We start from the raw sequence: 26199 nt of genomic DNA, 5'->3' as shown, positions 1-26199 counted from the left end.
TCTCCCCGTCGTTGGGGAGAATCTTTTATTTTTTACTATTAAAATAATACTATTTGTATAATCGATAAACAGTAATACAAATCATGACAGGATTTACAGCAATCCGCAGACCAGATCGCCCATTTCCTCACAGGTGACCTGCTGCATCCCTTCCGTATAGATGTCCGGCGTACGGGCTGTTTTCAGGACTTCGGATACGGCGTCTTCGATTGCCTGTGCCGCCTGCGGTTCGTCCAACGAATAGCGAAGCATCATTGCGGCGGAAAGAATGGTCGCCAACGGGTTGGCCTTTCCCGTTCCGGCAATATCGGGCGCGGAGCCGTGGATGGGCTCGTACAGGCCGGATTTGCCTTCGCTCAGGCTGGCGGAGGCCAGCATCCCGATGGAGCCGCTGATCATGGACGCTTCGTCGGAAAGAATATCGCCGAAGATGTTGGAGGTGACGATCACGTCGAACTGCTTCGGGTTGCGCACCAGCTGCATGGCGCAGTTGTCCACATACAGATTGGACAGTTCTATATCAGGATACTCTTCTTTTCCGATTCTTTCAACCGTTGCGCGCCACAATCTGGAGGATTCCAGCACGTTGGCCTTGTCTACACTGCAAAGCCTGCCGCCGCGCTTTTGCGCCATGCGGAAGGCCACGCGCGCAATGCGCTCAATTTCCGGCACGGAGTACATTTCGGTGTCGTACGCGGCCTCGAAGCCGTTGACCGTCCTGCGGCCCCGCTCGCCGAAATAAATGCCCCCGGTCAGCTCCCGCACCACCATGATATCCAGATCGTCGCCGACGATCTCCGCTTTCAGGGGAGAAGCCTCGCGCAGCTGCTCAAAAATTCTGGCGGGGCGCAGATTGGCGAAAAGCCCAAGCGCGCCGCGGATGCCCAGCAGCCCCGCCTCCGGCCTTAGGTTGCCGGGCACCGTGTCCCATTTGGGGCCGCCGACCGCGCCGAGCAGCGTGGAATCGGCGGCTTTGCATTTTTCAATTGTTTCCGGCGGAAGCGGCACCCCGGCCGCGTCAATCGCACAGCCGCCCAAAAGCGCTTCGTCATAGGAAACGGTAAATCCGAACCGGCCGGCGGCGCGGTCCAATACCTTCACAGCCTGGGTTACGATCTCGGGACCGATTCCGTCGCCTTTCAGCAGGACAATTTGATAGCTTTTCATTGTGGTTCCCCCTTTAAGATTCTTTCACGGCGGCATTCTTCGTACGGTTGATCGCGCAGATGATGCCTTTGATGGAAGCAAGACTGATATTATTGTCGATCCCAACGCCGAACGCCGGGCTGCCGTCCGGCGCGGTCAGCTGGATATAGGAAACCGCCTTGCTGTCCGCGCCGCTGGAAACGGCGTGCTCACGGTAGGAAACAAACTGGTAGTCGGTGATGCCGACGGATTTGAGCGCGTGAAAGAATGCGCTGACAGGCCCGTTCCCGCTGGCGCTGATGGCATGGTCCTCGTGCCGGAAGCGAATCACTCCGTCGAAATGGACCTGTGTGTCCCCGCTGATATCGTTTTCCTCGTAAAGCTTATACTGCTTGAGATTGTACGGGGCGTTGACTTCGAGGAATTCCCTGCGGAAAATGCCGAAAATCTCATCGGGCTGAAGCTCGCGGCCCGCTTCGTCACAGACGGCCTTGACCATCGTACCGAATTCGGGATGCATCGCTTTGGGCAGCTCATAGCCGAAGCTCTGCTGCATCACAAACGCGGCGCCGCCCTTGCCGGACTGACTGTTGATGCGGATGATCGGCTCGTACTCGCGGCCGACGTCGGCGGGATCGATCGGCAGATACGGCACTTCCCAGTAGCCGCCGCCGTTTTTCGCCATATACTCGACGCCCTTTTTGATCGCGTCCTGATGGGAGCCGGAAAACGCCGTGAACACCAGATCGCCCACATAGGGATGGCGTTCGTGAATCTTCATCTTGGTGCATTTCTCAAAGATCTCCTGAACGGCGCGCATGTTGGAGAAATCGAGTCTGGGGTCCACTCCCTGGGAGTACATGTTCATGGCGACCACCATTACATCCGCGTTCCCGGTACGTTCTCCGTTGCCGAAAAGGGTCCCCTCCACCCTTTCCGCTCCCGCCATCAGGCCCAGCTCAGTCGCCGCCGTCGCGGTGCCGCGGTCGTTGTGGGGGTGCAGGCTGATAATGGCGCTTTCGCGGTTTTTCAGATGGCGGCAGAAATACTCGATCTGGTCGGCATAACAGTTCGGGGTGCTCATCTCGACCGTATTGGGCAGGTTCAGAATCAGCTTGTTCTCCGGCGTGGAGCCGAGCGCCTCCATCACCTTTTCGCAGATCAGCACGGAATTGTCGATTTCGGTCCCCGAGAAGCTTTCCGGGGAATATTCATAGCGGATATTTGCGCCGCTCTTTCCGATTTCCTCGTCGGTGAGCTCTTTAATCAGCTTTGCGCCCTCCACGGCAATATCGATAACGCCCTGCATGTCGGTGCGGAAAACCACCTTGCGCTGCAAAGTGGAGGTGGAATTATAAAAATGCACGATGACGTTCTTCGCGCCTTTGATCGCTTCAAAGGTCTTATAAATCAAATGCGGCCTTGCCTGAACCAGCACCTGGATGGTCACGTCGTCCGGAATCCGCTTTTGTTCGATCAGCGCGCGGAGGATTTCGTACTCCGTCTCAGAGGCGGCCGGAAAACCGATTTCAATCTCCTTGAACCCGACATCCACAAGGGTCTGGAAATACAGCAGCTTTTCCTCAAGATTCATCGGGTCAATCAGGGCCTGATTGCCGTCCCGCATATCCACGCTGCACCAGACCGGCGCTTTCGTAATGACTTTGTCGGGCCATTGACGGTCCGGCAGGCTGATCGGCTGAAACGGAATATACTTTTTGCAGCCTTCAAACATCATCCAACACTCCTTTATCAATTGATCAGTTGATCGGTGAAATAAAAAAAAGCCCCGAACACAGAATTCTGTGTTCGGGGCGAATAAACAAATCCGCGGTACCACCCAAATTCGGCTCCGCAAAGCGGAAACCCTCGGCAAACCTCTAACAAGGCTCCGGCCTTTAACGCTGCCACTGCGTCCGTTTCTCCGCTTTCACATCGAAGACGGCGGCTCCGGGATGAGCTATACACATGGGCTTCCGCGCCGGCTTGCACCAACCGCCGGTTCTCTGCAATGCTTCTGCCAATGTCTTTTTCCCTTCATCGCTTTTGCATATTAAATTATTTACTATTATATTTTATGCGGGTACCTTTGTCAAGGATTAAATTTTATTCCTGCTCCTTTTTTCCAAACGCGCGGTCGGCAGCCTCACGCGCAAGGTCGATGACCAGCCGTTCGCTGTTCTGCTCGGAATTTTTCCGCGGGGGAATCGTTTCGTATACCTCGGCCACCATGGAACGCATCCACAGGCCCGGCGTAATCCGCAGAGAATACCCGCAGCCGTTGCTGGTCATCCAGTCGTAAAAACTGGCGCGCGGCAAGCCGTAGGCCGAAAGGATGCACATGATGCTGCCCCCGTGGGCAACCAACGCGGCGCTGCTTGTTCCGGAGCGCATCATTTCCTGTACGATCGACTCAAACGCGGAGCAGACCCGCTGCATGAACACGCCGCCGGATTCCCCGTTCGGAGGGGTAACGATTTCTCCGCTGCCCACCCAGTCGGTAAAGCTTTCATCCTCCGCCGCAATTTCCTTTGCGGTTTTCCCCTCCCAGTCGCCAAAGTCGCATTCGCGCAGGCCGTCGACCACCGTCGGCTGTGCGCCGGGATAGAGAAGCTGCAGGGTCTGCAGGCAGCGCTGAAGGGGGCTGCAGTAAAACACCTGGGCGGACGGATAGGAGCTGTGCCGTTTCAGGTCCTCAAGCTGCGCGATCCCCTCCGGAGCAAGGGGCAAATCGGTGCGCCCCACATACTGACCCAGAAGATTGCCCGTCGTAATTCCGTGACGGATTAAATGGATAGTGTAAGATTTCATTTTTCGGCTCCTTAAAAATTTTTCTGACTCAAGCCTTGACAAACGCAAAATTTCTAGATACATGTAGGCGCAGAGCGAAAAGACACGATATCTAGCGGCTTTACAAAGCGTTATATTTGTTATATACTTTACAAGGCGTTAATTTTTCCATATTTCGACACAGGGGATAGTTCAATGAATAGCAGTTTCCCAAGAATTATTACTTTGCTGCGTAAAGAACGCGCATTAAGCCAGAAAAAGGCGGCCGAGGAACTGGAGGTTTCTCAGGCCCTGCTTTCGCATTACGAAAAGGGAATCCGTGAATGCGGGCTGGACTTTGTGGTAAAGGCCGCTGAATTTTATGACGTTTCCTGCGATTATCTCCTCGGAAGGACTCCGCACCGCAGCGGGGCCACCATTAAGGTGGACGATATTCCGGAGCCGGACGCCATCGGCAAGGAGAATATTCTGAAAGGCAGCCTGCTGCCCGTTTTGAACAAAAAGCTGCTTGCGAATTCGATGAATATTATTTTCAGCACGCTGCAAAAGTGCCAGAACAAGTCGCTGACCTCGGAAGTGTCGGCGTACCTCAATATTTCCGTTTACAGGAGCTTCCGGCTTCTGTATTCCGCCAACCCGAAAAATCCGCAGGGTCTTTTTTCCGTTCCGCAGAAGCTGAGCGACGGGCGTTCCGGCGCGGCGATGGAAATCGCGTATTCCAACGCGGCCTGTCTGGCGAGCGGGGAAAACGCCGACGGGATGGAAGGCTTGGGAAAAACCAATTTGCCCGTGCTTTCACCGGAAAAAATCTCCGAAGAGTACCCGCTGTTTTCCAGTTCGCTGTTTAATCTGATTCAAAATGCTGAAGCGCTGATGGGCGCGAAAAAGCCCGTTAAATAAATTATATCATATCCGACTTAAATTGCAACCGGCCCACCAGGCATTGGCGGGCCGGTTTTTTTATTTCTATTTCTTCCGAGCTTCTCTTATTCCTTTCAGCGTCAGGGTAGCGTAGCCCTTTCTCATATACGGCAGGTTAAAGACCGCGCCGGGCTGCTTTGCGCTTTCCATGACGGTACGGCACAGGAGCTCGTAGATTTTGCTCTTGTAGTAAACGTCATAATCGCCTGAAACCCATACGCGCACCGTGTAGTCGATAAAAACGAGGCCTTTTTCCATCAGGCTTTTCAGCGCGGCGGAACGCGTCTTGACCGTCTCCATGGAATCCTCTGCGTCGGTAATCCTCACGTAATTGAGCGCAATGGAAATCAATTCCTCATTTTCGGAATTGTGCAGCTCCAAACGCACAATCGGATATCTTTGTGATTCCCTGATCTCCGTCAGGATATTTTTTTCTTCTTCCGTTAAGTTCAATTGATCAGATCCTTCCGTAGTATTCTCTTTATATTATACCCATTTTATATTTCCATGCAAGGATGCGAAGCACACTTTCGTCAAGCCGCTGTTCGCTGACGGTCCCGTCCTGCACCGCGGCGTACAGCGCGTTGAAATCCCGCGCCATGTCGGAGGACAGCACAATATCATTTCCCGCTGTAAAGGCGGCGACGGAAGGGCTTTTCCCCGCTGTAAAATCAGTGATGGCGCCCATGGAGAGGTCGTCGGTCATAATGACGCCCGTAAAGCCCAGCTCGCCGCGCAGAATCTCGTGTACCTTCGGCGAAAGGGAGGACGGACGGGACGGGTCCATGCAGTTCACGATACTGTGCGAAACCATTACACACTGCGCGCCCGCGTCGATTCCCGCCTGGAACGGAACAAAGTCCTGCTTCTGGAACACGCTGTAATCACGCTTGTCGTAGGCGATTCCGGTGTGAGTGTCCCGGTTGTTTCCGTAACCGGGGAAATGCTTGAGCGTACAGGACAGGTTCTGGCTGTTGTACGCACTGACCGATACCCTGACAAAGTCCGCCGTTTTGGAAGCGTCTTTGCCAAACGTCCTGCCGTAAATAAAATCGGAAGGATTGGTGGAAACATCGCATACGGGCGCGAGGTTCAGATTCAGTCCGAGCTTTTTCAGAAGCTGGGCCTTCTGCACGGTGTCGTCATAAATCCCATTCAGGCCGGAAAGCCGGAATACCTGCTGCGGGGACCGGAACGCGGTTTTCCTGAGCGCCGGATATTTGCTGATGCGGACGACCGTACCGCCCTCCTCGTCCGTGCAGAGAATCATTCCGATCTTGCTTGCGTCCTGATAGGATTTGAGCGCGGCCTGCACCTGCGCCGTGGTTTTGCCGCTGAAATCCGAAGCCATCAGGCAGTACCCGCCCGGCTGATAGTCGGCGGCGGCTTTGGCCGCTCCCGTCTGGGGGCAGCGGAAAACAAACACCTGTCCCACCTTTTCCCTCAGACTCAGGGACATGAGCTTCTTTTGGGCAGGTACGCCGTAATCGGCAAAAATCCCGTCGAGCGGCGAAACGGCCGGGCCGCTTGACGCCGGAGCGGCCGAGCTGCCCGCGGCCGGGTTTGACGGACCGGAGGGTTTCCCCGCAGAACCGGCCGCAGAGGAGGTCTTTTCCCCGGACGAAGCTCCCGGCAGGAAGGGACTCCCGGAAGGATTTCCCCGGGTGTAAATCCAAAACGCGGCAGCGAGAGCCAGAACGACTCCCGCTGCCGTAAAAAGAATTTTCCTGTTCTTTTGATATCCTGTCTGTTTCATCTTTGTTCCCCATCAATCCGCCCCGCTGATGCCGGCAGTTGGCGGAGCGGTCAGGATTGATTTTCTTTCATCAGTTCCCGGTACAGGCGAATGTATTCGTTTGCGGAACGTCCCCAGCTGAAATCACATTTCATGGCGCGGTCCACCAGAATGCTCCACCCCTCCGGACTGGAGTAGCCCTCCAGCGCGCGGTTGATTGCGTACAGCATATCGCCGGAATCATAGGACTGGAAGGTAAAACCGTTGCCTTCCCCGTCGCCGCTGTCCTTGATGGAATCCTTCAGCCCGCCCGTTTCGCGGACGACCGGGACGGAACCGTAGCGCAGGGCGATCATCTGGGCAAGCCCGCAGGGCTCGCTCTTGCTCGGCATCAGGAAAATGTCGGAGCCAGCGTAAATTTTTCGGGAAAGCTCGGGTATAAAGCCGAAACAGGCACAGAGCCTGCCGGGGTACCGCTCCTGCATTTCCCGGAAGAAATTCTCGTACTCCCAGTCGCCGGAGCCCAGAATCACAAACTGCGTGTTCGTTTCCCGCATCAGCCGGTCGAGCACTTCCTTGACAAGGTCCAGCCCTTTGTGGGAAACCATTCTCGTCACCATTCCGATGAGCGGCGTAGTGGACTCCTGGTTCAGGTTGAGCCTTTCCTGCAGCTTCCTCTTGTTCTCCGCCTTGCCGGAAAGGTCCTCCGCCGAATAGGGGGCATAGATTTCGGAATCGTTGGCGGGGTCGTAGCTGACCGTGTCGATCCCGTTCAGGATACCGGAAAGCTTCCATTCGCGCGCCTGTAAGATGCTGTCCAGACCGTGGGAAAACCACGGGTCAAGGATTTCCTGCGCATAGGTCGGGCTGACCGTGGTAACGCGGTTGGCGCTTTCGATTGCGCCCTTGAGCAGATTGATACAGTCGTCGTACTCCAGAACCGGCATATCCGACTGGGGAATTCCCAGCACGTCCTCCACCAGCTCCTTGCCGTATTTGCCCTGATACTGAATATTGTGGATCGTCAGAATCGTTTTTATGCCCTTGTACCAATCATTATTTGCATAAAAGATGCTGAAATAAATCGGTACCAGCGCCGACTGCCAGTCGTTGCAGTGAATAATATCGGGCTTGAAATCAATATACGGAAGCATTTCAAGAGCCGCGCGCGACAGGAACGCAAACCGCTCCGCGTCGTCGTAATGGCCGTACAGGCCGTGGCGCTTGAAATAGTACTGGTTGTCGATCAGATAGTAGATCACCCCGCCGACCTTTGCCTCAAACACGCCGCAGTACTGGCGGCGCCAGGCGACCGGCACGGAAAGGCTTGTGATAAATTTCATGTTTTCCCGCAGCTCCTGCGGAATATCCTCGTAAAGCGGCATGACCACGCGGCAGCCGATCAGCCGGAGCCGGAGCGCCTGCGGCAGGGAACCCGCCACCTCCGCCAGACCGCCGGTGGCCGCAAAGGGCCTTGCTTCACTGGTGCAGTATAATACTTTCATTTTTAAGCCTCCCTAACTGAAATGTCGGTTCCGATCACATCAGACCACGCTGCCCTTGCTGATAAAAACGGGATAGGACTGGAAGCCGAGAAGCGAACGGTCGTTTTTAATGACGACGTCTTTATCCATGACGACATAGTTGAGCCTGCAGTTCGGGCCGATGACGCTGTCCTGCATGACCACGCAGTTTTCGAGCTTTGTCCCCTTGCCGACGCGGACGCCGCGGAACAGCACGCAGTTTTCCACCGTACCGTCGATCACGCAGCCGTCGGCGATCAGGGAATTGGTGACAATGGAGCCCAGCCCGTAGCGCGCGGGCATATCGTCGCGCACCTTGGTGAAAATCGGTCTGTCGGCGTTGAACAGCTCCGCCCGTACCTTTGGCAGCATCAGGGACATGTTGGCTTCAAAATAGGAATTCATGGAACAGATCGTCTGGGTAAAGCCCTTGAATTCATAGGCAAAAATCCTGTAATTGGAAATATTGCGCTGGAGAAAGTCGCGCTTGAAATTATACAGGTTGCGGCTCACGCAGTCCGCGACGATCTTCATCAGGGTCTCGCGCTTCATCAACAGCATGCTCAGACCGTAGCTGCACTCGCCGTCTGCGCGCGGGTTGATGAGCATGTCGCGTACGCGGTTGTCCGGGTCGATGGTGTAGACCGTGGGGTCACAGATTTTTTCCGGCAGCTTCCCGGAACGGTAAATGACCGTAATATCCGCGTTATGCTTGAGATGGGAGGACATCACGTCGGTAAATTCGATATTGCAGACCACGTCGCTGTCGGAGACGATGACAAACTCTTCCCTTGAATTGGAAAGGAAAGTACCGATGGAGGAAAGGGATTCTATCCGGCTGTTGGACATGCTGCACTCCCCGCTGAAGGGGGGCAGAATAAACAGCCCTTCCCTTTTTCGGGACAGGTCCCACGCCTTTCCGGAACCGAGATGATCCATTAAGGACTGGTAGTTGCTTTTGGTAATTACGCCGACCTTGTTGATCCCCGAATTCACCATATTGGAAAGCGGAAAATCAATCAGGCGGTATCTGCCGCCGAACGGCACCGAACCCATGGTCCGCTTTTCGGTCAGCTCCCGGACCCGTTCCTCATGCACATTTGAAAAAATCAGTCCAAGCACATTGTTCCCGCGCATTATTTTTCCGCCTCCTCTGCCAGCGTTTCGGCGTCGATCATCGCTTTCGGCGGCACGGTCGTGCCGGGGGCGATGACACACCCGTCGCCCACGACGGCGACGCCCCACTCGTCCTTGTTTTCAATGTCCTCCGGCCGCGCGCCCACAACGGCGCCCTTGCCGATCACGGCGTTCTCGGATACGATCGCGTACTGGACGATGGCGTTTTCCTCCACCCGGGAACCCGGCATGATGATGGAGTCCTTCACCACCGCGCCCGGAGCGATGTAGACGCCCGCAAACAGCACGGCAAAGTCGATTTCGCCGTACACGTTGCAGCCCTCCGCGACAAGCGAATTCTGCACCGTCGCCCCGCCGGCGACATAGTGCGGGGGCATGACCGGGTTGCGGGAATAGATTTTCCAGTTTTCCTCGCTCAGGTCGAGAGGAATTTTCGGGTTCAGCAAATCCATGTTGGATTCCCACAGGCTGTCGATCGTCCCGACGTCCTTCCAGTAGCCCTCGAAGCGGTACGCGAACATCCGCTCGCCGGCGTTCAGCATGGCGGGCAGAACGTCTTTTCCGAAATCGTTGGAGGATTTCGGGTTTGCCTCGTCCGCTTCCAGATATTTGCGCAGCTTGCTCCAGGTAAACACATAAATGCCCATGGAGGCCTGATTGCTCTTCGGCACCTTCGGCTTTTCGTCGAACTGATAGATCGAAGCGTCCTCATGCGTGTTGAGGATGCCGAACCGGGACGCCTCTTCCAGCGGGACCTCAATGACGGCAATGGTGCAGTCGGCTTCCTTTTCCTTGTGGTAGGCGACCATTTTGGAATAATCCATCTTATAAATATGATCGCCGGAAAGCACGACGACGTATTCGGGATTGTAACGCTCTATGTACGGGATATTCTGATAGATCGCGTTCGCCGTACCCTTGTACCAGTCCGATTTTCTGCCGCGCTGGTAAGGCGGAAGCACGCGCACCCCGGCGTTGATGCTGTCCAGATCCCACGGCTGGCCGCTTCCGATGTATTCGTTCAGCACAAGCGGCTGATACTGCGTCAGCACGCCCACCGTTTCGATTCCGGAGTTTACGCAGTTGGAAAGCGGGAAATCAATAATGCGGTATTTGCCCCCGTAGGGCACCGCGGGTTTTGCAAGGTATTTTGTCAGTACGCCCAGCCTGCTGCCCTGACCGCCGGCCAGCAGCATGGCGACTACCTCTTGTTTTGGCAACATTTTATGATCCTCCCCAATAATATTTACTTTTTTGCTGCTTTGCGCGCCGTCTTTATTTTTTGCGTAAGCGCCGCGGGTTGTTCGATTTTTTTCGCTTTGCGGCGGCATTTCAGAAAGATAACCGAAAGCGGGGGAAGCGTAAGCTCAACGGACTGCTCGAACCCGTGCATCGGTTTTGCGCCGGAATGGATGCTGCTGCCGTTTGTGATTCCGCTCCCGCCGAATTCAGCCCGGTCGGAAGAGAAAATTTCCGTATAGATTCCCTCAAACGGCACCCCGATGGAATAAGAGGTGCGCTCTACGGGCAGGAAATTACAGACGGCGAGAACCTCATTCCCCGACTTGTCGATGCGGCGGAAGGCAATAACGCTCTGCGTATAATCGTCGTTGGAAATCCACGAAAAGCCCTCCCAGGAAAAATCGACCTCCCACAGGGCCGCGGTTTCCAGATAGAAATGGTTCAGGCTTTTGAAGAAATCGTTCAGCACCTGATGCTCAGGCTTATTCAGCAGAAGCCAGTCGAGTCCCTGCTCGTAATTCCATTCGTTGCGCTGACCGAACTCGGTCCCCATAAAAATCAGCTTTTTCCCGGGATGCGCCATCATGTAACACATAAACGCCCGCACGCCCGCAAATTTCTGCGCTTCGTCGCCGGGCATTTTTTCAACCAGGGACCGCTTTCCGTAAACGACCTCATCATGGGAAATCGGCAGAATAAAATTTTCGGAAAACGCATAAAAGAACGAAAAGGTAATATTGTCGTGATTGAATTTGCGGTAGACAGGGTCAAGCGACATATAATGAAGCATGTCGTTCATCCAGCCCATATTCCATTTGTAATTGAAGCCCAGCCCCCCGCAGTACGTCGGTTTGGATACCATCGGCCAGGAGGTGGATTCCTCCGCGATCATCATCGCGTCCGGGAAAAGGCCGAATACGGACTCGTTCAGCTTCTGAAGAAAAGCGACCGCCTCCAGATTTTCCTTGCCGCCGTTCTTGTTCGGAATCCATTCCCCGTCCTTACGGCTGTAATCAAGATACAGCATGGACGCGACCGCGTCAACGCGGATTCCGTCGATGTGATACTTTTCGAGCCAGAACACCGCGCTGGAAATCAGGAAGCTGATTACCTCGCTGCGCCCGTAATCGAAAACCAGCGTCCCCCACTCCTTGTGCTCACCCTTGCGGGGGTCGCCGTACTCGTAGCAGGGCGTGCCGTCGAACCGGGCAAGCCCGCACTCGTCCTTAGGAAAATGGGCCGGCACCCAGTCCATGATCACGCCGATCCCCGCCCTGTGGCATTTTTCCACAAAGCTCATAAATTCCTTCGGCTCCCCGTACCGCGAGGTCGGGGCGAAATATCCCGTGACCTGGTACCCCCAGGAACCGTCGAACGGATGCTCCGTCACCGGCATCAGCTCGATATGCGTATAGCCCATGCTTTTTACATAGGGAACCAGCTCGTCGGCAAGCTTATCGTAGGAAAACGTGTTGCCGTCCGGATATCTTCTCCACGAGCCGATGTGAAGCTCATAGATATTCACCGGCTGGCCGTAATGCTTTTTCACCGCCTTATGTTTCATCCACGCGGTATCGTTCCAGTTATAGCCCTCAATATCATAGTATTTGGAGGCGTTGCCCGGACGCGTTTCAAAATGATAGGCATAGGGGTCGCTTTTGAAGGTCTGTTTTCCGTCGGCGCCGACCACACAGAATTTGTAAGACTGATACTGCCGCATGACAAACGGCAGGAAACACTCCCAGACGCCGTCGCTGATCTTTTCCATGGGATAATCCCCAGGCTGCCAATCGTTGAAGTCCCCGGCTACGGAAACCTCTTCGGCATTCGGCGCCCAGACACGGCAGACCATGCCTTCTTTTCCGTCTTTTTCTGCTTTATGTACTCCCAGAAATTCATAAGCTTTTATGTTGGTTCCCTGATGGAACAAATAAAGCGGCAGATTCCCGTTATTTGATGCAGTTTCCTTTTGCATTTTAAACAACTCCCTTCTGGGTTTCATCGTTCCTTTTATACTTGAATTTATCATATCACAATTTCCCAAAATATCAATACTTTAGTAGATTATTGGTAATAAACATGGTATCTATTTGATAATTTTAGCTATTTTGTTATAAAACCAGCCTGTTTTCAACTGTAACGACGAAATAAGCCGCCGGACCTCCGGCTTCTATTTTCCGAAAGGGTTTTTTGGTAAATGATTGTGCATAAGAATTAAAAATGATGTGAAAAAATAGTCAAATTCAACAATGAATATGGAATTGAAAATAAAATTTATGTATTTAATTTAAATTTTATATTGACAAATCCTTTGCGACCGGTATAATAGAAGTTGTTAAAAGAATATTAAGAGTGTGTAACTGATTCGATCAGGCATAAGCTTTCATGGAATTTTAATTTTCATGGTAGTTTATGCCTTTTATTTTTGTGTGAGAATTCTGACGAAATCCGGCCCGCGGCTCCTCTTCCCGTTCGGCGTATACAGGCAGACATGCGGTCGTCTGTCCGTAGCGGACCGCTGTTTCAATCAAAATTCAAGTTGAGGGGATGTAAATGAATTACAGGGTAGCTAAGGTTCTGAACAGCAACGCGGTCCTGGCTCAGGACGAAGAGGAAAATCAGGTTGTCCTCATGAGCAAAGGAATCGGCTTCGGCAAAAGGGTAGGAGAAAAAATTCAGGACAGCGCGGAAGACCGCAAAATATTTTATATCCATGAGGACAGCGTCAATTCCGCAAAATTGAAACAGATCGACTCCCAGGTCCAGCAGGTGGAGGAGGTCACCAGAGAAATTGTAGAGGTGGCGCGCGAAAGGCTTCACATTGACAACAGCAAGCTTTACGGCGCTTTACTGGATCATATCACCTTCGCGGTAGAATGCTTACATATGGGCTTGCCGATCGACAATCCTTTCTGCGGTGAAATCGCGATCCTTTACAGCAGGGAATACGAAACCGCACAGATCGCAGCCGAGATCATCAAAGAGCGTATCGGCGTGGAAATCGGGGACGGTGAGACAGGCTTTATCGCGCTCCACCTCTACTCCGCCAGAAAAAACCGGCATATCCGTTCCGCCATGAAGAGCACCCGCGTCTACAGCGAAATACTCAGCATGGTGGGAATTGCCATCGACAAAAGGCTTGACAACACCCACGCGCCCGCAAAAAGCTTTCTGCTTTCCCTGCACTGTCTGGTTACGCTGACCGTCAACCGTAATCCGATCGTCATGAAGCTGAACCAGCAAGTCAAGCTGAGCATGCTCGATTCCTACCGGACGGCGCTGCAGGTCGCAAAAATGATTTATGATGAGATGGACGTCCAGCTCAGCGAGGACGCGATCGCTTTTATTGCGGTCGATATTGAAAAGCTTAAACAGTTGTGACCTATTCGAGGGAACTCGATTCAAAATATTTTTAGGAGGAAAAACAATGCAAAAAGTTTTAGCGGCACTACAAAAACTTGGCAAGGCATTGATGCTGCCTATTGCATCGCTGCCGATCGCGGGTCTTCTTCTCAGACTGGGGCAGAGCGATATGCTCAATATTCCCCTTCTGGCGGATTCCGGCAACGCCCTGTTCAGCAATCTTCCCCTCTTATTTGCAATCGGTATTGCGGTAGGTCTTGCAAAAGACAATAACGGCGCTGCGGGTCTGGCCGGAGCGGTCGCCTATTTCGTACTCAATGCGGCCGGCCAGGCCGTCAACCATGCCCTGCAGATCGGCAGCATGTTCATGCCGGCGGCGGGCCTTCCCGAAGGAATCACCGAAATCAACATGGCGCATTTCGGCGGAATCATCGCCGGTGTCATCGCCGGTCTGTGCTACAATAGGTTCCACAGCGCCAAGCTGCCCGACTGGCTCGCGTTCTTCGGCGGCAGACGTTTCGTTCCGATCGTCACGGGCGGTTTCTCCCTTGTGATCGGCGGCCTGCTCGGTACCGTATGGCCGACCTTCCAAAAGGGTCTGGACGCGGCTGCAAACTGGATGACCGGCAGCGGCGGACTCGGCGAATTCATCTACGGCACACTGAACAGACTGCTCCTGCCCTTCGGCCTGCATCACGTTGTGAACACGGCTGTATGGTTTAACTTCGGCACCTACACGGGTGCGGACGGTAAAACCGTTTCCGGCGACCTGTGGAGATTCTTTGCCGGCGACCCCCACGGCGGCGTATTTACCGCCGGTTTCTTCCCGATCATGATGTTTGCGCTTCCTGCGGCTGCCCTGGCCATGTATGTATGCGCCAAGAAAGAAAATAAAGCAATTGTCGGCGGCGCTCTTTTCTCCGTTGCGCTGACCGCGTTCCTGACCGGCGTAACAGAGCCGATCGAATTCATGTTCATGTTCCTCGCGCCTGTCCTCTTTGTTCTGCACGCCGCTCTGACAGGTCTTTCCCTGGTGGTTTGCAACATGCTCGGCATCCGCGACAGCTTCACCTTCTCGGCGGGACTTTTCGATTACCTCATCAACTGGACCAAGGCGGCAAACGGCTGGATGATTATCCCGGTCGGCCTTGTATTCGCTGTTGTTTACTTCTTCCTGTTCGTCTTCTTCATCAAGAAATTCAACCTGAAAACACCGGGCCGTGAAGACGACGAGGAAACCAGCAGCTTCTCCGCGCTGGTTGAAGATCAGGGCTTCGATAATATTGCGAAGAAATACATAGCGGCGCTCGGCGGTGCAGAGAATATTAAGGAGATCGATTCCTGCATCACCCGCATCCGCCTGACCCTTGTCAGCAACAAGGAGCTGAATGAAAAAGATTTCAAGGCCCTCGGCGCTTCCGGCGTCATGAAAGCAGGCACCCAGGTTACCCAGGTCATCGTCGGCACAAAGGCAGAGCTTTTGGTTGACGCAATGAAAAAATACCTCCCCGGCCACGACCACGCGACGGCCTGATCCATCTCTCCTTTTTGTTTCCCTCCCCCATTTCGGGGGAGGGAAACGATCTTTATTATTATCATTCGTTGAAATCAACATCGGAGGTCTATCATGCAATTATTCGGCAGAAATAAGAAACAAACCATTTTAGCTCAACAAACCGGAAAAGCCATTTTAATAACCGAAGTACCCGACCCTGTATTTGCCGATAAAATATTAGGCGACGGAATTGCGATCCTTCCTTCGGAAAACGGGGTTTATTCGCCCGTATCCGGAACAATCGTACAAATCGCGCATACGCTCCACGCAATCGGAATAGAAAGCGACGATGGGATCGAAGTGTTGGTTCACCTTGGAATCGACACCGTAAAACTGAACGGCGAAGGCTTTACCTGCCATGTAGAGGTCGGCCAGCATATCGCCGCAGGGGAAAAAGTAATGGATATGGATATTCAGGCGATCGCGGAAAAGGGCTACAGCACGATTTCTCCCTGCATCATCACCAATCTTGACGCGGTCAAAAACCTCGAATGCGAGCAAGGCAATGTATCCGGCGGTAAATCGGTCGTCATGAGCTTCAGCAAGCAGTGAAGCCGGCCGCCTGTTAATCTGGAAAATAAAAGGGATGTTGCGCAGTCAGCGGACATTCCTTTTTTGTTTGCAGCAACCCCCGGCAAAGCTGAAAATCCCTGTGCGGGCAACAGCCGAACGATTGTCGGACTGTCAGAAGAGAAATGCGACAAATAAAGCACCCCACAGCGGGCAACTGCGCGCTGTGGGGTGCTGAGCATTTAAAAGAATTCAACCATAAGATAAATTATTTATGGTCAACAACATTCATGTGTTTGATCAGGTCCAGAACCTTGTTGCTATAGCCCCACTCATTGTCGTACCAGGATACGAGCTTGACGAAGTGGTCGTTCAGCATGATACCGGCATTCTTATCAAAGATGGAAGTGCGGGGATCGCCGAGGAAGTCGGAAGAAACGACCGCGTCCTCAGTGTAGCCGAGGATGCCCTTCATTTCGTTCTCGGAAGCCTCTTTAACGGCTGCGCAGATCTCTTCATAGGTAGTCGGTTTTGCAAGGCTGACGGTCAGGTCGACAACGGAAACATCCAGTGTGGGAACACGCATGGACATACCGGTCAGTTTGCCCTTGACTGCAGGAATAACAAGCGCACATGCTTTTGCAGCGCCGGTGGAGGAAGGAATGATGTTGCCGGATGCGGCGCGGCCGCCTCTCCAGTCTTTGCTGGAAGGACCGTCAACAGTCTTCTGGGTGGCGGTGGTGGAATGAACAGTCGTCATAAGTCCTTCCACAAGGCCAAACTTGTCGTTGATTACTTTTGTCAAAGGAGCAAGGCAGTTCGTGGTGCAGGATGCGTTGGAAACGACCTTCATGTCCTTTGTGTAGGTGTCGAGGTTAACGCCGCAGACAAAAGTCGGGGTCTCCTTATCCTTTGCAGGAGCGGAAATAATAACCTTCTTTGCACCGGCTGTAATATGGGCGGAAGCCTTCTCGGTTGTGCAGAACACACCGGTGGACTCTACAACATACTCGGCTTCTGCTTTGCCCCACGGAATCTGGGTAGGATCCTTTTCGGCAAAGACACCGATCTTTTTGCCGTTTACAACCAGCTTGCCGTCTTCGGCAGAGATATCACCCTGGAAGCGGCCGTGCATGGTGTCGTATTTCACCATGTAAACCATGTAGTCAACGTCAATAAACGGATCATTGATACCAACAATTTCAAATGTTTCCGGCTGAGCGACAGCTGCACGGAAGACCAGGCGGCCGATACGGCCAAACCCGTTGATGCCAATCTTAACAGACATAAAAATATACCTCCTGAAATTTAATCTTTCTTATCCTATTTTATAGCATTTTAAGATGTTTTACAAGCCATCTGACATAATTTTAACTAACTTTTTTCATCTTAATTCCGAAGGAAAGGACTTTTCATCCTTTCACAGAACTGCTCCTGACTGTGATACGCTTTTGCCAGAAATTCCAGGCAGCTCTCCTCTTTCAGAACGCCGTCGGAGAGTTCGTCCCCCGCATTGTCCGCCGTTTCGCTTACAGCCGCGTTGACCCGGGGTTCCTCCGCCGGAAGCTCATCGTCGGACTGGGGCTTGTCCTCCCCGATCTTCGCATACCGGATCAGGAACAGCACCACGTACAGCGCCAGCAAAACATTCACCGGGTACAGCCCGACCGGGAAAGTCCCGGCACTGTGAAGGTTGAAAAGGACCATTAACGTGCCCGGAATTCCGGTAGCCAGCAAAAGCAGCGCCGCCGGAAGGCCAAACATATAAACCATTTTTCCACTTTTTTCATCTTCTATGCGCGCGAACATTTTCGCCTGGGCGAACAGGAACAAAAGCAGAAAGATCACCGCAAACGTGTCGTAAATATTTTCCGAGACATTGACCACCGCCACATAGGTGATAAACAGCGAAACAAGGCTGGCACAGCCCCATACGGACGGAAGCAGCGCCAGAAGCGGGTGACGTTCAAAGGTGTTGCCGCCCGTCGCGAACTGATAGGAGGTCAGGATGATCACCCCGCCCGCGCAAATGCCGATCAGCGCGAGAAGAACGGAAGGAACGGGATTTTCTGATTCAGCCGAGGTGAAAATACCGACAGCGTACTGCAGGATGATCCCCAGTCCGGCCAGGGTGCCGAACACCGCCGCCGGAAGGCTTCTGATCGGGCTGTACTTCGGCTTTTTTCCCTTATCCAGGAAGCACATCAGGACCAGCAGAAGGACCCCCGCCGCAAGACCGGCAGCAACAAAGGCGGTCGTCTTCATGCCGTCGATATAAAAGCCGGTATCCTGATCCATCAGAAACAGTATCTGATAAATTCTGGTCGGCAGCGTAATCAGCAGGGCAACTGCGAATACAATCCAGGCATTCTTAATATTCATGATGTTCTGTCCTTCCAATCTTACTTTGCGTTTCGTTTGTCAAGAGATATGTACGGTTTGCTCTTCGACAGGGAACGATACGCCGGACGCATGATCCTGCCGCAGGTCTCCATTTCCTCTATGCGGTGGGCGCACCAGCCCGCAATACGGGAAATCGCAAAAAGCGGCGTAAACAGGTCGCTCGGAATCCCAAGCATCTCATAGACCAGCCCGGAGTAAAAATCGACATTGGCGGAAATGACCTTCATCTCCCCCTTGACCTTCGAAAAAGCCGCCGGCGCAAGCTTTTCCACGCGCTCGAACAGCTCGAATTTCTGAAGCATATCTCTTTCTTCAGCCATCTTGCGGGCTTTTGTCTTCAGGATGACCGCACGCGGGTCGGAAAGCGTATAAACCGCGTGCCCCATGCCGTAAATCAGGCCGGAACGGTCGCAGGCTTCCCCGCGGACGATTTTTTCGAGGTAATTCCCGAGCTCCGTCTCGTCTTCCCAGTTATGCACATTCTCCATGATCTCGTTCATCATCATCATGACTCTGTGATTGGCGCCGCCGTGCTTGGGGCCCTTCAGGGAGCCGATCGCGGCCGCGATGGAGGAATAAATATCCGTGCCCGTAGAAGAAAGCACGCGAGCGGTAAAGGTGGAGTTGTTGCCGCCGCCGTGCTCCGCATGGAGAATCAGGCAGAGGTCGAGCAGCTTTGCCTCCTCATCGGTAAACATGCGGTCCGGACGGATCGCGTTTAAAATAGCCTGCGCTGTGGAATGGGAAGGGTCAATGGGGTGGAAATACATGCTCTGCTTGTCAAAATGACGGCGCTTCACCTGATAGGCATACGTCATGATGGTAGGCATCCGCGCAATCAGCTGGATGGCCTGACGCATGTTATTCTGGAGGGAGGTGTCGTCCGGATTGTCGTCGTAGGAATACAGGGCCAGCACGGAACGCGCCAGCTTATTCATAATATTCTTGGACGGCGCCTTGATAATCATATCCTCCGCAAAATATTCCGGAAGCTCGCGGTAGCTGTTCAGGGTTTTACAGAAGGTCTGCAGCTGCTGCGCGTTCGGCAGCTCGCCGAAGAGCAGAAGCCACGCGACTTCCTCATATCCGAAACGCTTTTCCGCAAGGCACCCTTCCACGATCTCCCGAAGGTCGATCCCGCGGTAGGTAAGCTTGCCTTCGTCCGGGATACGCTCACCGTCCGCAATTAAATAGCCGTGTACGTTACAGATCGTGGTAAGGCCCGCCATAACGCCCGTGCCGTCCGGGTTGCGCAGGCCGCGCTTGACCTGATATAATTCAAATTTGTCCTGCGGAATTTTATTGTTCGCCCTGAATTCATCACACAGGCTCTTCAGGCCCGGATTGTCCTGCTCAAGTACAATTTCTGCCATATCAGTACACCATTTCCCCACGCAAATTCAATAAAAAAAGCCGTCCCGCTCCGCGTGGAAGAACCGACGGCGACGCCAATATCTCCTATAAACACTTTAGTATATAATATATATCACCGCGAAATCAAAGTCAAGTAACCTTGCATTGCAGAATCACCGATTTTGCAGCAAAAAGATTCAAAAATTTCATTTTTATGTCAAATTCCGCCTGTGATGAAATATATTTATAATTTTATGAATAATCTTTAATATGCTCATGTAAAATGTAATACGGTAGCTTTCCTGTTCAGAAAACGGACCAGCCAAACCGTGGATAAGCCGCTGAGATTTCCGTGCAAAATTCAGCCGCTTATCAGCCGATTCTATACTGCACGGAGGAATGGTGGTTGAAAATGAAAGGCAAAACCTTACTGGGACTTCTGCTTTTTCTGATAATGTTCCTGACCCCGTTTTTATCCATGGGTGCGAAAATTCCGGACAAGACAGACAAGCTGAGCTCCAAAAGTTCTTCGTCCGCCGTACAGTCCGGCCAGCAGTCGCAGGCAAAACCGCAGTCCCAGCCCGTATCCCAGACACCGCAAAGCAGCGCGCCCGCGGTCCAGAATACGGCCCAATTCAAGATACTCGATACCAAGAGCAATCAGGTTCTGACGGTAAACGACCGGGATTTTCTTTACGGAGCAATCGTCACCGAAATGTCTCCCGAATCCCAGCCGGAAGCGCTGAAAGCGCAGGGCGTCGCCGCGTATACCTATTACAGCCGTCTGCGTACACAGGAAAAGACCAATCCCACGGCTGCGCTGAAGGGCGCGGATTTTTCCGCAGACACACAGGGATGGCAGATTTACGTCACCAAAGCGCAGATGCAGGAGCGCTGGGGAACAAAGTTCGACGAATACTACAACAAACTTACGCAGGTGGTAAACGCCGTATACGGGCAGGTGCTCAAAAGCGGAAATGATCTTGCCGACGCGACCTACTACGCCATTTCCTCCGGCAAAACGGAAACCTCCGAAGACATCTGGGGCGGAAAGCGCAGCTATCTGGTCTCCGTGGCAAGCCCCGGGGACATATTCGCCGGCGGATACCAGACCACGGTCACACTCAGCGCCGACCAGTTCAAAGCGGCTGCCCTGAAAGCCGCTCCGAAGGCAAGCCTTGGAACGGACGCGGCCAAATGGGTCGGAACCGTCAGCCGCACCACCGCGGGCTCCGTGAAAACCATAGAAATCGGAGGGGTCTCCGTAACGGGCAACGACGCGCGCAGCGCGTTCGGGCTGCGTTCGGCAAACTTCGCCCTTACCTGTAAGGACAATGTTTTTACCTTTGTGGTAAAGGGATACGGACACGGCGTCGGCATGAGCCAGGTGGGCGCGGATTACATGGCTTCGCAGGGGTCGACCTACAAACAGATTCTGGCGTGGTATTATCCCACCACTTCGCTGACAGCGATTGCTACATAAAAAAGGCGGAAGCAAAGCTTCCGCCTTTTCACATCAGCCGCCCAGATAAGCCTTGCGGACCTTCTCGTCATTTGCAAGCTCATCCGCATCGCCTTCCATGGCGATCGTTCCTGTTTCCAGAACGTAGGCGCGGTTGGCGATTTCCAGCGCCTTCTTTGCGTTTTGCTCAACCAGCAGGACGGTAACGCCCGACTGGTTTACATCTCGGATAATGCTGAATATCTCGTTCACCAGAAGCGGGGAAAGGCCCATGGACGGTTCGTCCAGCAGAAGCATTTTCGGGTTGCACATCAGCGCGCGTCCGATTGCGAGCATCTGCTGCTCCCCGCCGCTGAGCGTACCGGCAATCTGTTTGCGGCGCTCTTTCAGCCGGGGCAGGCGCTCAAACAGCTTTTCAAAGTCGTCTTCGATTTTATCGCCGTCATTGCGGATATACGCGCCCATCTCCAGGTTTTCAAGCACGGTCATTTTGGAAAAAATACGCCTTCCCTCCGGGACCTGGGCCAGCCCGAGCTTGATAATCCTGTGGGGCTCCGTCGTACGCAGATCGTTGTCCATAAAGGTGATCTCGCCGTTTTTCGGCTTGATAAGTCCGGAAATGGAATGCAGCGTTGTGGTCTTTCCGGCGCCGTTCGCGCCGATCAGGGTAACGATTTCCCCTTCCTGCACTTCAAAGGAAACGTTTTTAATGGCATGGATGGACCCATAGAAAACATCCAAATTTTTTACCGACAGCATAACTCCCATTATCACTCACCTCCAAGATACGCGGCGATCACTTTCGGATCGTTGCGCACCGTTTCCGCGGAACCTTCCGCGATGATCCTGCCGTAATCCAGAACCACAATATGTTCGCAGATCCCCATGACGAAGTTCATATCGTGCTCAATCAGCAGGATCGCAACATTGAATTTATCACGGATCAGCATGATGGTTTCCATCAGCTCCATGGTCTCGGTCGGGTTCATACCGGCCGCGGGCTCGTCAAGGAGCAGGACCTTCGGATTGGTCGCGAGCGCACGGGCAATTTCCAGCTTGCGCTGCTTGCCGTAGGGAAGGTTTTTCGCCAGATCGTGCGCATGCTCGTCAAGGCTGAAAACCTGTAAAAGCTCGTGCGCGCGTTTGGATACCGCCTTCTCTTCCTTACGGTAGGAAGGGAGGCGGAACATCCCCGCCAGAACGGAATACTTCATCTGGCTGTTCATCGCGATCTTTACGTTGTCAATGACGGTGGCGTCCTTAAACAGACGGATATTCTGAAAGGTTCTCGCAATCCCGTTTTGGGTGATCTGATAGGTCTTTTTGCCGACAATGTTATTCCCGTCGAGCTCAATCACGCCCTTGGTCGGCGTGTAAACGTCGGTCAGCAGGTTGAAAACAGTGGTTTTTCCCGCTCCGTTCGGCCCGATCAGGCCGATGATTTCCCCTTCGTTGATGGAGAAATGCACATCCTCAAGGGCCTGAAGGCCGCCGAAAGCAATTCCAAGATTTTTGGTTTCCAGTACAGACATCGGTTAGCCCTCCTTATTCGAAGCCGGGTCCTGCTTTTTCCCTTTTACAGCACCTTTGATTTTATCCACTGTTTTCATCAGCGAAAATTCGCTGCGGCCCAGCAGCCCGGTAGGACGGAAGAGCATCACGCAGATCAGCACGATGGAATAAAGCAGCATACGGTAGCTGGAAAACCCGCGCAGCGCTTCCGGCAGAACGGTAAGCACGCCCGCGGAAATAATGGAGCCCGTAATCGAGCCCATGCCGCCCAGCACGACCATTACAAGGATTTCCACCGAACGGTTGAAGTCGAACTTCGACGGGTCGATGAGGCCGATCTGGTGCGCGTAAAGTCCGCCCGCCACACCGGCAAAGAATGCCGCCAGAATAAACGCAAGCAGCTTGTAATAGGTGGTGTTGATGCCCGAGGCTTCCGCGGCGATTTCATCCTCGCGGATGGAGATGACGGCGCGGCCGTGGCGGGAAGTCCCAAAGGTAAAGCTGATAAAGATCGCCAGAACAGCGATAAAGAACATATAGGTAAACATCGCCGTCAGGTTATGACGGGAGTTCAGGGAGTCGATGCCGTAAAGGCCCTTCGCCCCGTTGGTAATGGTCAAATTGTTGGCGATTACGCGTATGATTTCCCCAAAGCCCAGGGTGATAATCGCCAGATAGTCGCCTTTCAGGCGCAGGGCCGGTACGCCGATGATAACGCCGAAAAGCGCCGCAACCAGGCCGCCCAGCACCAGCGCAATGGGGAACGCGACCGGAAGCGGAAGCCCGGAGTGAAGGGTGAACAGGCCCGCGGCGTACGCGCCCACCAGCATGAATCCCGCGTGGCCCAGAACCAGCTGGCCCAGCAGGCCGGTCACAAGGTTCAGGCTGACGGCCATAATGATGTTGATGCACATCATGTTGATAATATCGGAATAATAGCTGTTCACAACGCCCTGGCGGATCAGCATGGTAAAGACCACATACAGAAGGATAACGATCACCAGATTCACAACGTAAGAAATCTTTTTTCTTCTTGAAATACCCAACATTCGTTACACCTTCTCCCTTGTATTTTTGCCAAGCAGACCCGCGGGCTTTACCAGCAGAACGATAATCAGGATTCCGAATACGACGGCGTCCGTCAGGTTGCTGCTGATATAGGCGTTTGTCAGGCTTTCGGCAACGCCCAGCAGGTAACCGCCCAGCATGGCGCCGGGGATGCTGCCGATTCCGCCCAGCACGGCGGCGACAAACGCTTTCAGGCCCAGCAGGCCGCCCATAATCGGCTTAATCTGCGGATATGTGTTGCAGTAAAGCACCGCGCCCGCGGAAGCCAGGGCCGAGCCGATGCCGAATGTAAAGGCAATGGTGGTGTTTGTGTTGATGCCCATCAGCTTGGCGGCACCCGCATCCTCAGAGGTCGCACGCATCGCCTTTCCGATCTTCATCTTGCTGACCATGAGCTGCAGCCCGGCCATCATGACGACGGATACCAGAATGTTCAGGACCGTGGACGAAGTGATCTGCAGTTCGCCGATCTGCAGCGGGCTGAAAGAGAACATTTTCGGCATTGATTTCGCATCCGACCCAAACAGCAGCTGGAAAAGGTTCTGCAAAAAGATGCTGACGCCGATTGCCGTAATCAGCAGGGAAATTCTGGGTGCGTCCCGGACCAGAAGCCTGTGGTATGCTACGCGCTCAATCACAACGCCGGCAAGCCCGCAGAAAATAATCGAACCCAGCACCGCAAGCCACAGGGGAAGATTCATCATAACCAAGATAACAAATACAACATAAGCGCCTACCATAATGATATCGCCGTGCGCAAAGTTAATCAGCTGAACGATACCATAAACCATACTGTAGCCCAGAGCGACCAGCGCGTAAATGCTGCCGATACCCAGGCCGTTGATGATTTGCGAAAAGAAATCCATAAACCGCACCCTCCTGCATTTAATTGAAACAGTGATATTGTTCGCAGAAAACCCGAAAAGAGGGCGAATTTCTTCACCCTCTTTTCCCATTTTAATTCCTAAACAGAATGGGTAAACTTACTTTTTAAAGTTCTCTACAAATTTGTATTTTCCATCCGCAATGGTCGTAATGACAGCCTCTCTGACCGGGTTGCGGTTTTCGTCAAAGGTGGTGTTGCCGGTAAGGCCCTTGTATTCAATGCCTTTGAGCGCTTCGACAATCTTGTCGGAATCCGTGGAACCGGCCTTCTCGATTGCGGAGACCATCATGCCCATGGCGTCATAGCCCAGAACAGCAAACATGTTTGCATCCGTGTTGTAGGTTTCCTTGTAGGTTTTCAGGAAAGCCTGCAGATCGGGATCGGAGCTTTCAGCGGAGTACTGGCTGCAGAAATAGCAGTCCTTCACGGCGTCGAGGTTGCTTTTGTCAATCTTTTCAAGAACGCCGTCCCAGCCGTCCGCACCGAGAAGCTTCGCGCTCAGGCCGACGTCCTTCGCCTGTACGGCAATCAGCGCTACATCGGAATAATAAACCGGAACCATAACGACATCGGGGTTGCCGGCCTTAATCTTTGTAAGCTGTGATTTGAAATCAACGCTTCCGCTCTGATAGGCTTCTTTGTTGGTAATGGTCATGCCGGCTTCTTTTGCGGCAGCTTCAAAAGCATCTGCAACGCCGGTGGAATAGTCGTCGCCGTTGTCATAGATAATGGCGGCGGTTTTTGCGCCGAGCTTCTGAGCCGCATAGGCAGCCATCAATTCGCCCTGGAACGGGTCGATAAAGCAGGCGCGGAAGATATTGTCGCCGGCCTTTGTAATGTCCGCCGCGGTGCCGGTAGCCGTAATCATCGGCAGGCCGTCTTTTACCGCCTTCTGCGCAACGGCAATGGTCGGTTTAGAGGTAACGTCGCCAACCAGCGCGACTACCTTATCGTCCTGTACAAGCTTGTTGTAAGCATTGACAGCCTCGATTGCATCGCCCTTTTCATCGTAAGCGATGTATTCAATCTGCTTTCCAAGGACGCCGCCGGCTTTATTGATCTTATCTACGGCCAGCTTAACGCCGTTGTTTGTAGCAATACCATAAACGGATACGTTTCCGGTCAGCGGCGCAAGTCCGCCGATTTTAATTGTTTCACCAGCCGCAGCGGCACTGCCCGCAGCCGCAGAGTCCGTGTTCCCGCCTCCCTGAGCGCAGCCTGTTGCGGAAGCAGAAAGCATTACAGCCGCCAAAACAGCTGCCAATAAACGCTTTTTCATCATGTTTTACCTCCCAAGTAAAATAGTCTCTTCGCATTTTTATACTACAGCCGAGCTGCCGAAACAACCCGGCTTCATGCCCTGGTCCTAATATTCTAATGTTTTTGATTATACTACTGATGAAGTATATTTGCAACTGCATATTTACAATTATTCGTTTTATTTCATAAAATCGTAAAAATTAACAGTTTTTATTTGCTTTTTAATCTTCGGTCGTATATAAATGAAATATTGTGCCCCTCATATTGCAAATTTATCGCTTAACTATTGCTTTAAACCAGTAAAATTTTGTTCTGGTGCAGTATAACCTATCC

At 53.1% G+C, this 26199-nt stretch carries 22 protein-coding genes; 5 read left to right on the top strand and 17 right to left on the bottom strand.

Going from position 1 to position 26199, the window contains the following annotated elements; genetic code table 11:
* Nucleotides 1–93 precede the first annotated feature (93 nt).
* From leuB to LY85_RS16825, 3 genes are all read right to left on the bottom strand, one after another.
* Nucleotides 94–1167 (bottom strand): 3-isopropylmalate dehydrogenase, encoded by a 1074-nt coding sequence (gene leuB / locus LY85_RS16835; protein WP_141827591.1) that lies wholly within the window; start codon nucleotides 1165–1167, stop codon nucleotides 94–96.
* A 13-nt stretch (nucleotides 1168–1180) separates the two neighbouring features.
* Nucleotides 1181–2884: a 2-isopropylmalate synthase gene (gene leuA, locus LY85_RS16830; RefSeq protein WP_185741261.1), complete on the bottom strand. Its 1704-nt coding sequence runs from the start codon at nucleotides 2882–2884 to the stop codon at nucleotides 1181–1183.
* A gap of 368 nt (nucleotides 2885–3252) precedes the next feature.
* The gene (locus LY85_RS16825) at nucleotides 3253–3957 is read right to left on the bottom strand and encodes a histidine phosphatase family protein (protein ID WP_141827590.1); all 705 of its coding nucleotides are present in this window, start codon (nucleotides 3955–3957) and stop codon (nucleotides 3253–3255) included.
* A gap of 174 nt (nucleotides 3958–4131) precedes the next feature.
* Here LY85_RS16825 and LY85_RS16820 point away from each other — a divergent pair, with 174 nt between their 5' ends.
* Nucleotides 4132–4836, top strand: a complete 705-nt coding sequence (locus LY85_RS16820) for a helix-turn-helix transcriptional regulator (RefSeq protein WP_141827589.1) — start codon at nucleotides 4132–4134, stop codon at nucleotides 4834–4836.
* Nucleotides 4837–4902: 66 nt separating this feature from the next.
* Here the strand turns inward: LY85_RS16820 and LY85_RS16815 are convergent, their stop codons facing one another.
* The 6 genes from LY85_RS16815 to glgB are packed head-to-tail and all read right to left on the bottom strand — an operon-like array spanning nucleotide 4903 to nucleotide 12469.
* Nucleotides 4903–5310, bottom strand: a complete 408-nt coding sequence (locus LY85_RS16815; RefSeq protein WP_141827588.1) for a hypothetical protein — start codon at nucleotides 5308–5310, stop codon at nucleotides 4903–4905.
* Nucleotides 5311–5338: 28 nt separating this feature from the next.
* On the bottom strand, nucleotides 5339–6613 hold the full coding sequence (locus LY85_RS16810) for a glycoside hydrolase family 3 N-terminal domain-containing protein (protein ID WP_141827587.1): 1275 nt from the start codon (nucleotides 6611–6613) through the stop codon (nucleotides 5339–5341).
* A 50-nt stretch (nucleotides 6614–6663) separates the two neighbouring features.
* Nucleotides 6664–8097 carry a glycogen synthase GlgA gene (glgA, locus tag LY85_RS16805; RefSeq protein ID WP_141827586.1) on the bottom strand — a complete coding sequence of 478 codons (1434 nt, stop codon included), beginning with the start codon at nucleotides 8095–8097 and terminating at the stop codon, nucleotides 6664–6666.
* A 39-nt stretch (nucleotides 8098–8136) separates the two neighbouring features.
* Nucleotides 8137–9252 carry a glucose-1-phosphate adenylyltransferase subunit GlgD gene (gene glgD / locus LY85_RS16800; protein WP_141827585.1) on the bottom strand — a complete coding sequence of 372 codons (1116 nt, stop codon included), beginning with the start codon at nucleotides 9250–9252 and terminating at the stop codon, nucleotides 8137–8139.
* Nucleotides 9252–10475 (bottom strand): glucose-1-phosphate adenylyltransferase, encoded by a 1224-nt coding sequence (locus LY85_RS16795; RefSeq protein WP_038323138.1) that lies wholly within the window; start codon nucleotides 10473–10475, stop codon nucleotides 9252–9254. The genes glgD and LY85_RS16795 overlap by 1 nt, the downstream gene beginning before the upstream one ends.
* Nucleotides 10476–10498: 23 nt before the next feature.
* Nucleotides 10499–12469, bottom strand: a complete 1971-nt coding sequence (gene glgB, locus LY85_RS16790; protein ID WP_243122594.1) for a 1,4-alpha-glucan branching protein GlgB — start codon at nucleotides 12467–12469, stop codon at nucleotides 10499–10501.
* A gap of 578 nt (nucleotides 12470–13047) precedes the next feature.
* Here glgB and LY85_RS16785 point away from each other — a divergent pair.
* From LY85_RS16785 to LY85_RS16775, 3 genes are all read left to right on the top strand, one after another.
* Nucleotides 13048–13875: a PRD domain-containing protein gene (locus LY85_RS16785; protein ID WP_141827584.1), complete on the top strand. Its 828-nt coding sequence runs from the start codon at nucleotides 13048–13050 to the stop codon at nucleotides 13873–13875.
* Between the two features lie 46 nt (nucleotides 13876–13921).
* Nucleotides 13922–15391, top strand: coding sequence for an N-acetylglucosamine-specific PTS transporter subunit IIBC (gene nagE, locus LY85_RS16780; RefSeq protein ID WP_141827583.1), 1470 nt, complete (start codon nucleotides 13922–13924; stop codon nucleotides 15389–15391).
* Between the two features lie 93 nt (nucleotides 15392–15484).
* Nucleotides 15485–15964 (top strand): PTS glucose transporter subunit IIA, encoded by a 480-nt coding sequence (locus LY85_RS16775; protein WP_141827582.1) that lies wholly within the window; start codon nucleotides 15485–15487, stop codon nucleotides 15962–15964.
* Between the two features lie 226 nt (nucleotides 15965–16190).
* Here the strand turns inward: LY85_RS16775 and gap are convergent, their stop codons facing one another.
* From gap to LY85_RS16760, 3 genes are all read right to left on the bottom strand, one after another.
* Nucleotides 16191–17210: a type I glyceraldehyde-3-phosphate dehydrogenase gene (gene gap / locus LY85_RS16770; protein ID WP_141827581.1), complete on the bottom strand. Its 1020-nt coding sequence runs from the start codon at nucleotides 17208–17210 to the stop codon at nucleotides 16191–16193.
* Between the two features lie 101 nt (nucleotides 17211–17311).
* On the bottom strand, nucleotides 17312–18304 hold the full coding sequence (locus tag LY85_RS16765) for a hypothetical protein (protein ID WP_141827580.1): 993 nt from the start codon (nucleotides 18302–18304) through the stop codon (nucleotides 17312–17314).
* Nucleotides 18305–18324: 20 nt separating this feature from the next.
* Nucleotides 18325–19698: a citrate/2-methylcitrate synthase gene (locus LY85_RS16760; protein WP_042081539.1), complete on the bottom strand. Its 1374-nt coding sequence runs from the start codon at nucleotides 19696–19698 to the stop codon at nucleotides 18325–18327.
* Between the two features lie 392 nt (nucleotides 19699–20090).
* On the opposite strand from LY85_RS16760, the gene spoIID reads away from it, so the two are divergent.
* On the top strand, nucleotides 20091–21161 hold the full coding sequence (spoIID, locus tag LY85_RS16755) for a stage II sporulation protein D (protein WP_141828177.1): 1071 nt from the start codon (nucleotides 20091–20093) through the stop codon (nucleotides 21159–21161).
* 33 nt (nucleotides 21162–21194) lie between these two features.
* Here spoIID and LY85_RS16750 read toward each other — a convergent pair whose 3' ends face one another.
* The 5 genes from LY85_RS16750 to LY85_RS16730 form a co-directional block, all read right to left on the bottom strand.
* Entirely contained in the window at nucleotides 21195–21908 is a 714-nt protein-coding gene (locus LY85_RS16750; protein ID WP_081928211.1) for an ABC transporter ATP-binding protein, read from the bottom strand.
* A gap of 2 nt (nucleotides 21909–21910) precedes the next feature.
* The gene (locus LY85_RS16745) at nucleotides 21911–22672 is read right to left on the bottom strand and encodes an ABC transporter ATP-binding protein (protein WP_141827579.1); all 762 of its coding nucleotides are present in this window, start codon (nucleotides 22670–22672) and stop codon (nucleotides 21911–21913) included.
* A gap of 3 nt (nucleotides 22673–22675) precedes the next feature.
* On the bottom strand, nucleotides 22676–23701 hold the full coding sequence (locus LY85_RS16740) for a branched-chain amino acid ABC transporter permease (protein WP_347562445.1): 1026 nt from the start codon (nucleotides 23699–23701) through the stop codon (nucleotides 22676–22678).
* Nucleotides 23702–23704: 3 nt separating this feature from the next.
* Entirely contained in the window at nucleotides 23705–24586 is an 882-nt protein-coding gene (locus LY85_RS16735) for a branched-chain amino acid ABC transporter permease (protein ID WP_038323126.1), read from the bottom strand.
* A 117-nt stretch (nucleotides 24587–24703) separates the two neighbouring features.
* Entirely contained in the window at nucleotides 24704–25888 is a 1185-nt protein-coding gene (locus LY85_RS16730) for an ABC transporter substrate-binding protein (protein ID WP_243122593.1), read from the bottom strand.
* Nucleotides 25889–26199 lie beyond the last annotated feature (311 nt).

This window comes from Clostridium sp. KNHs216 (assembly GCF_006714885.1).
Taxonomy (GTDB): domain Bacteria; phylum Bacillota; class Clostridia; order Oscillospirales; family Acutalibacteraceae; genus Caproiciproducens.
This window is presented reverse-complemented; position numbering and strand designations above follow the sequence as displayed.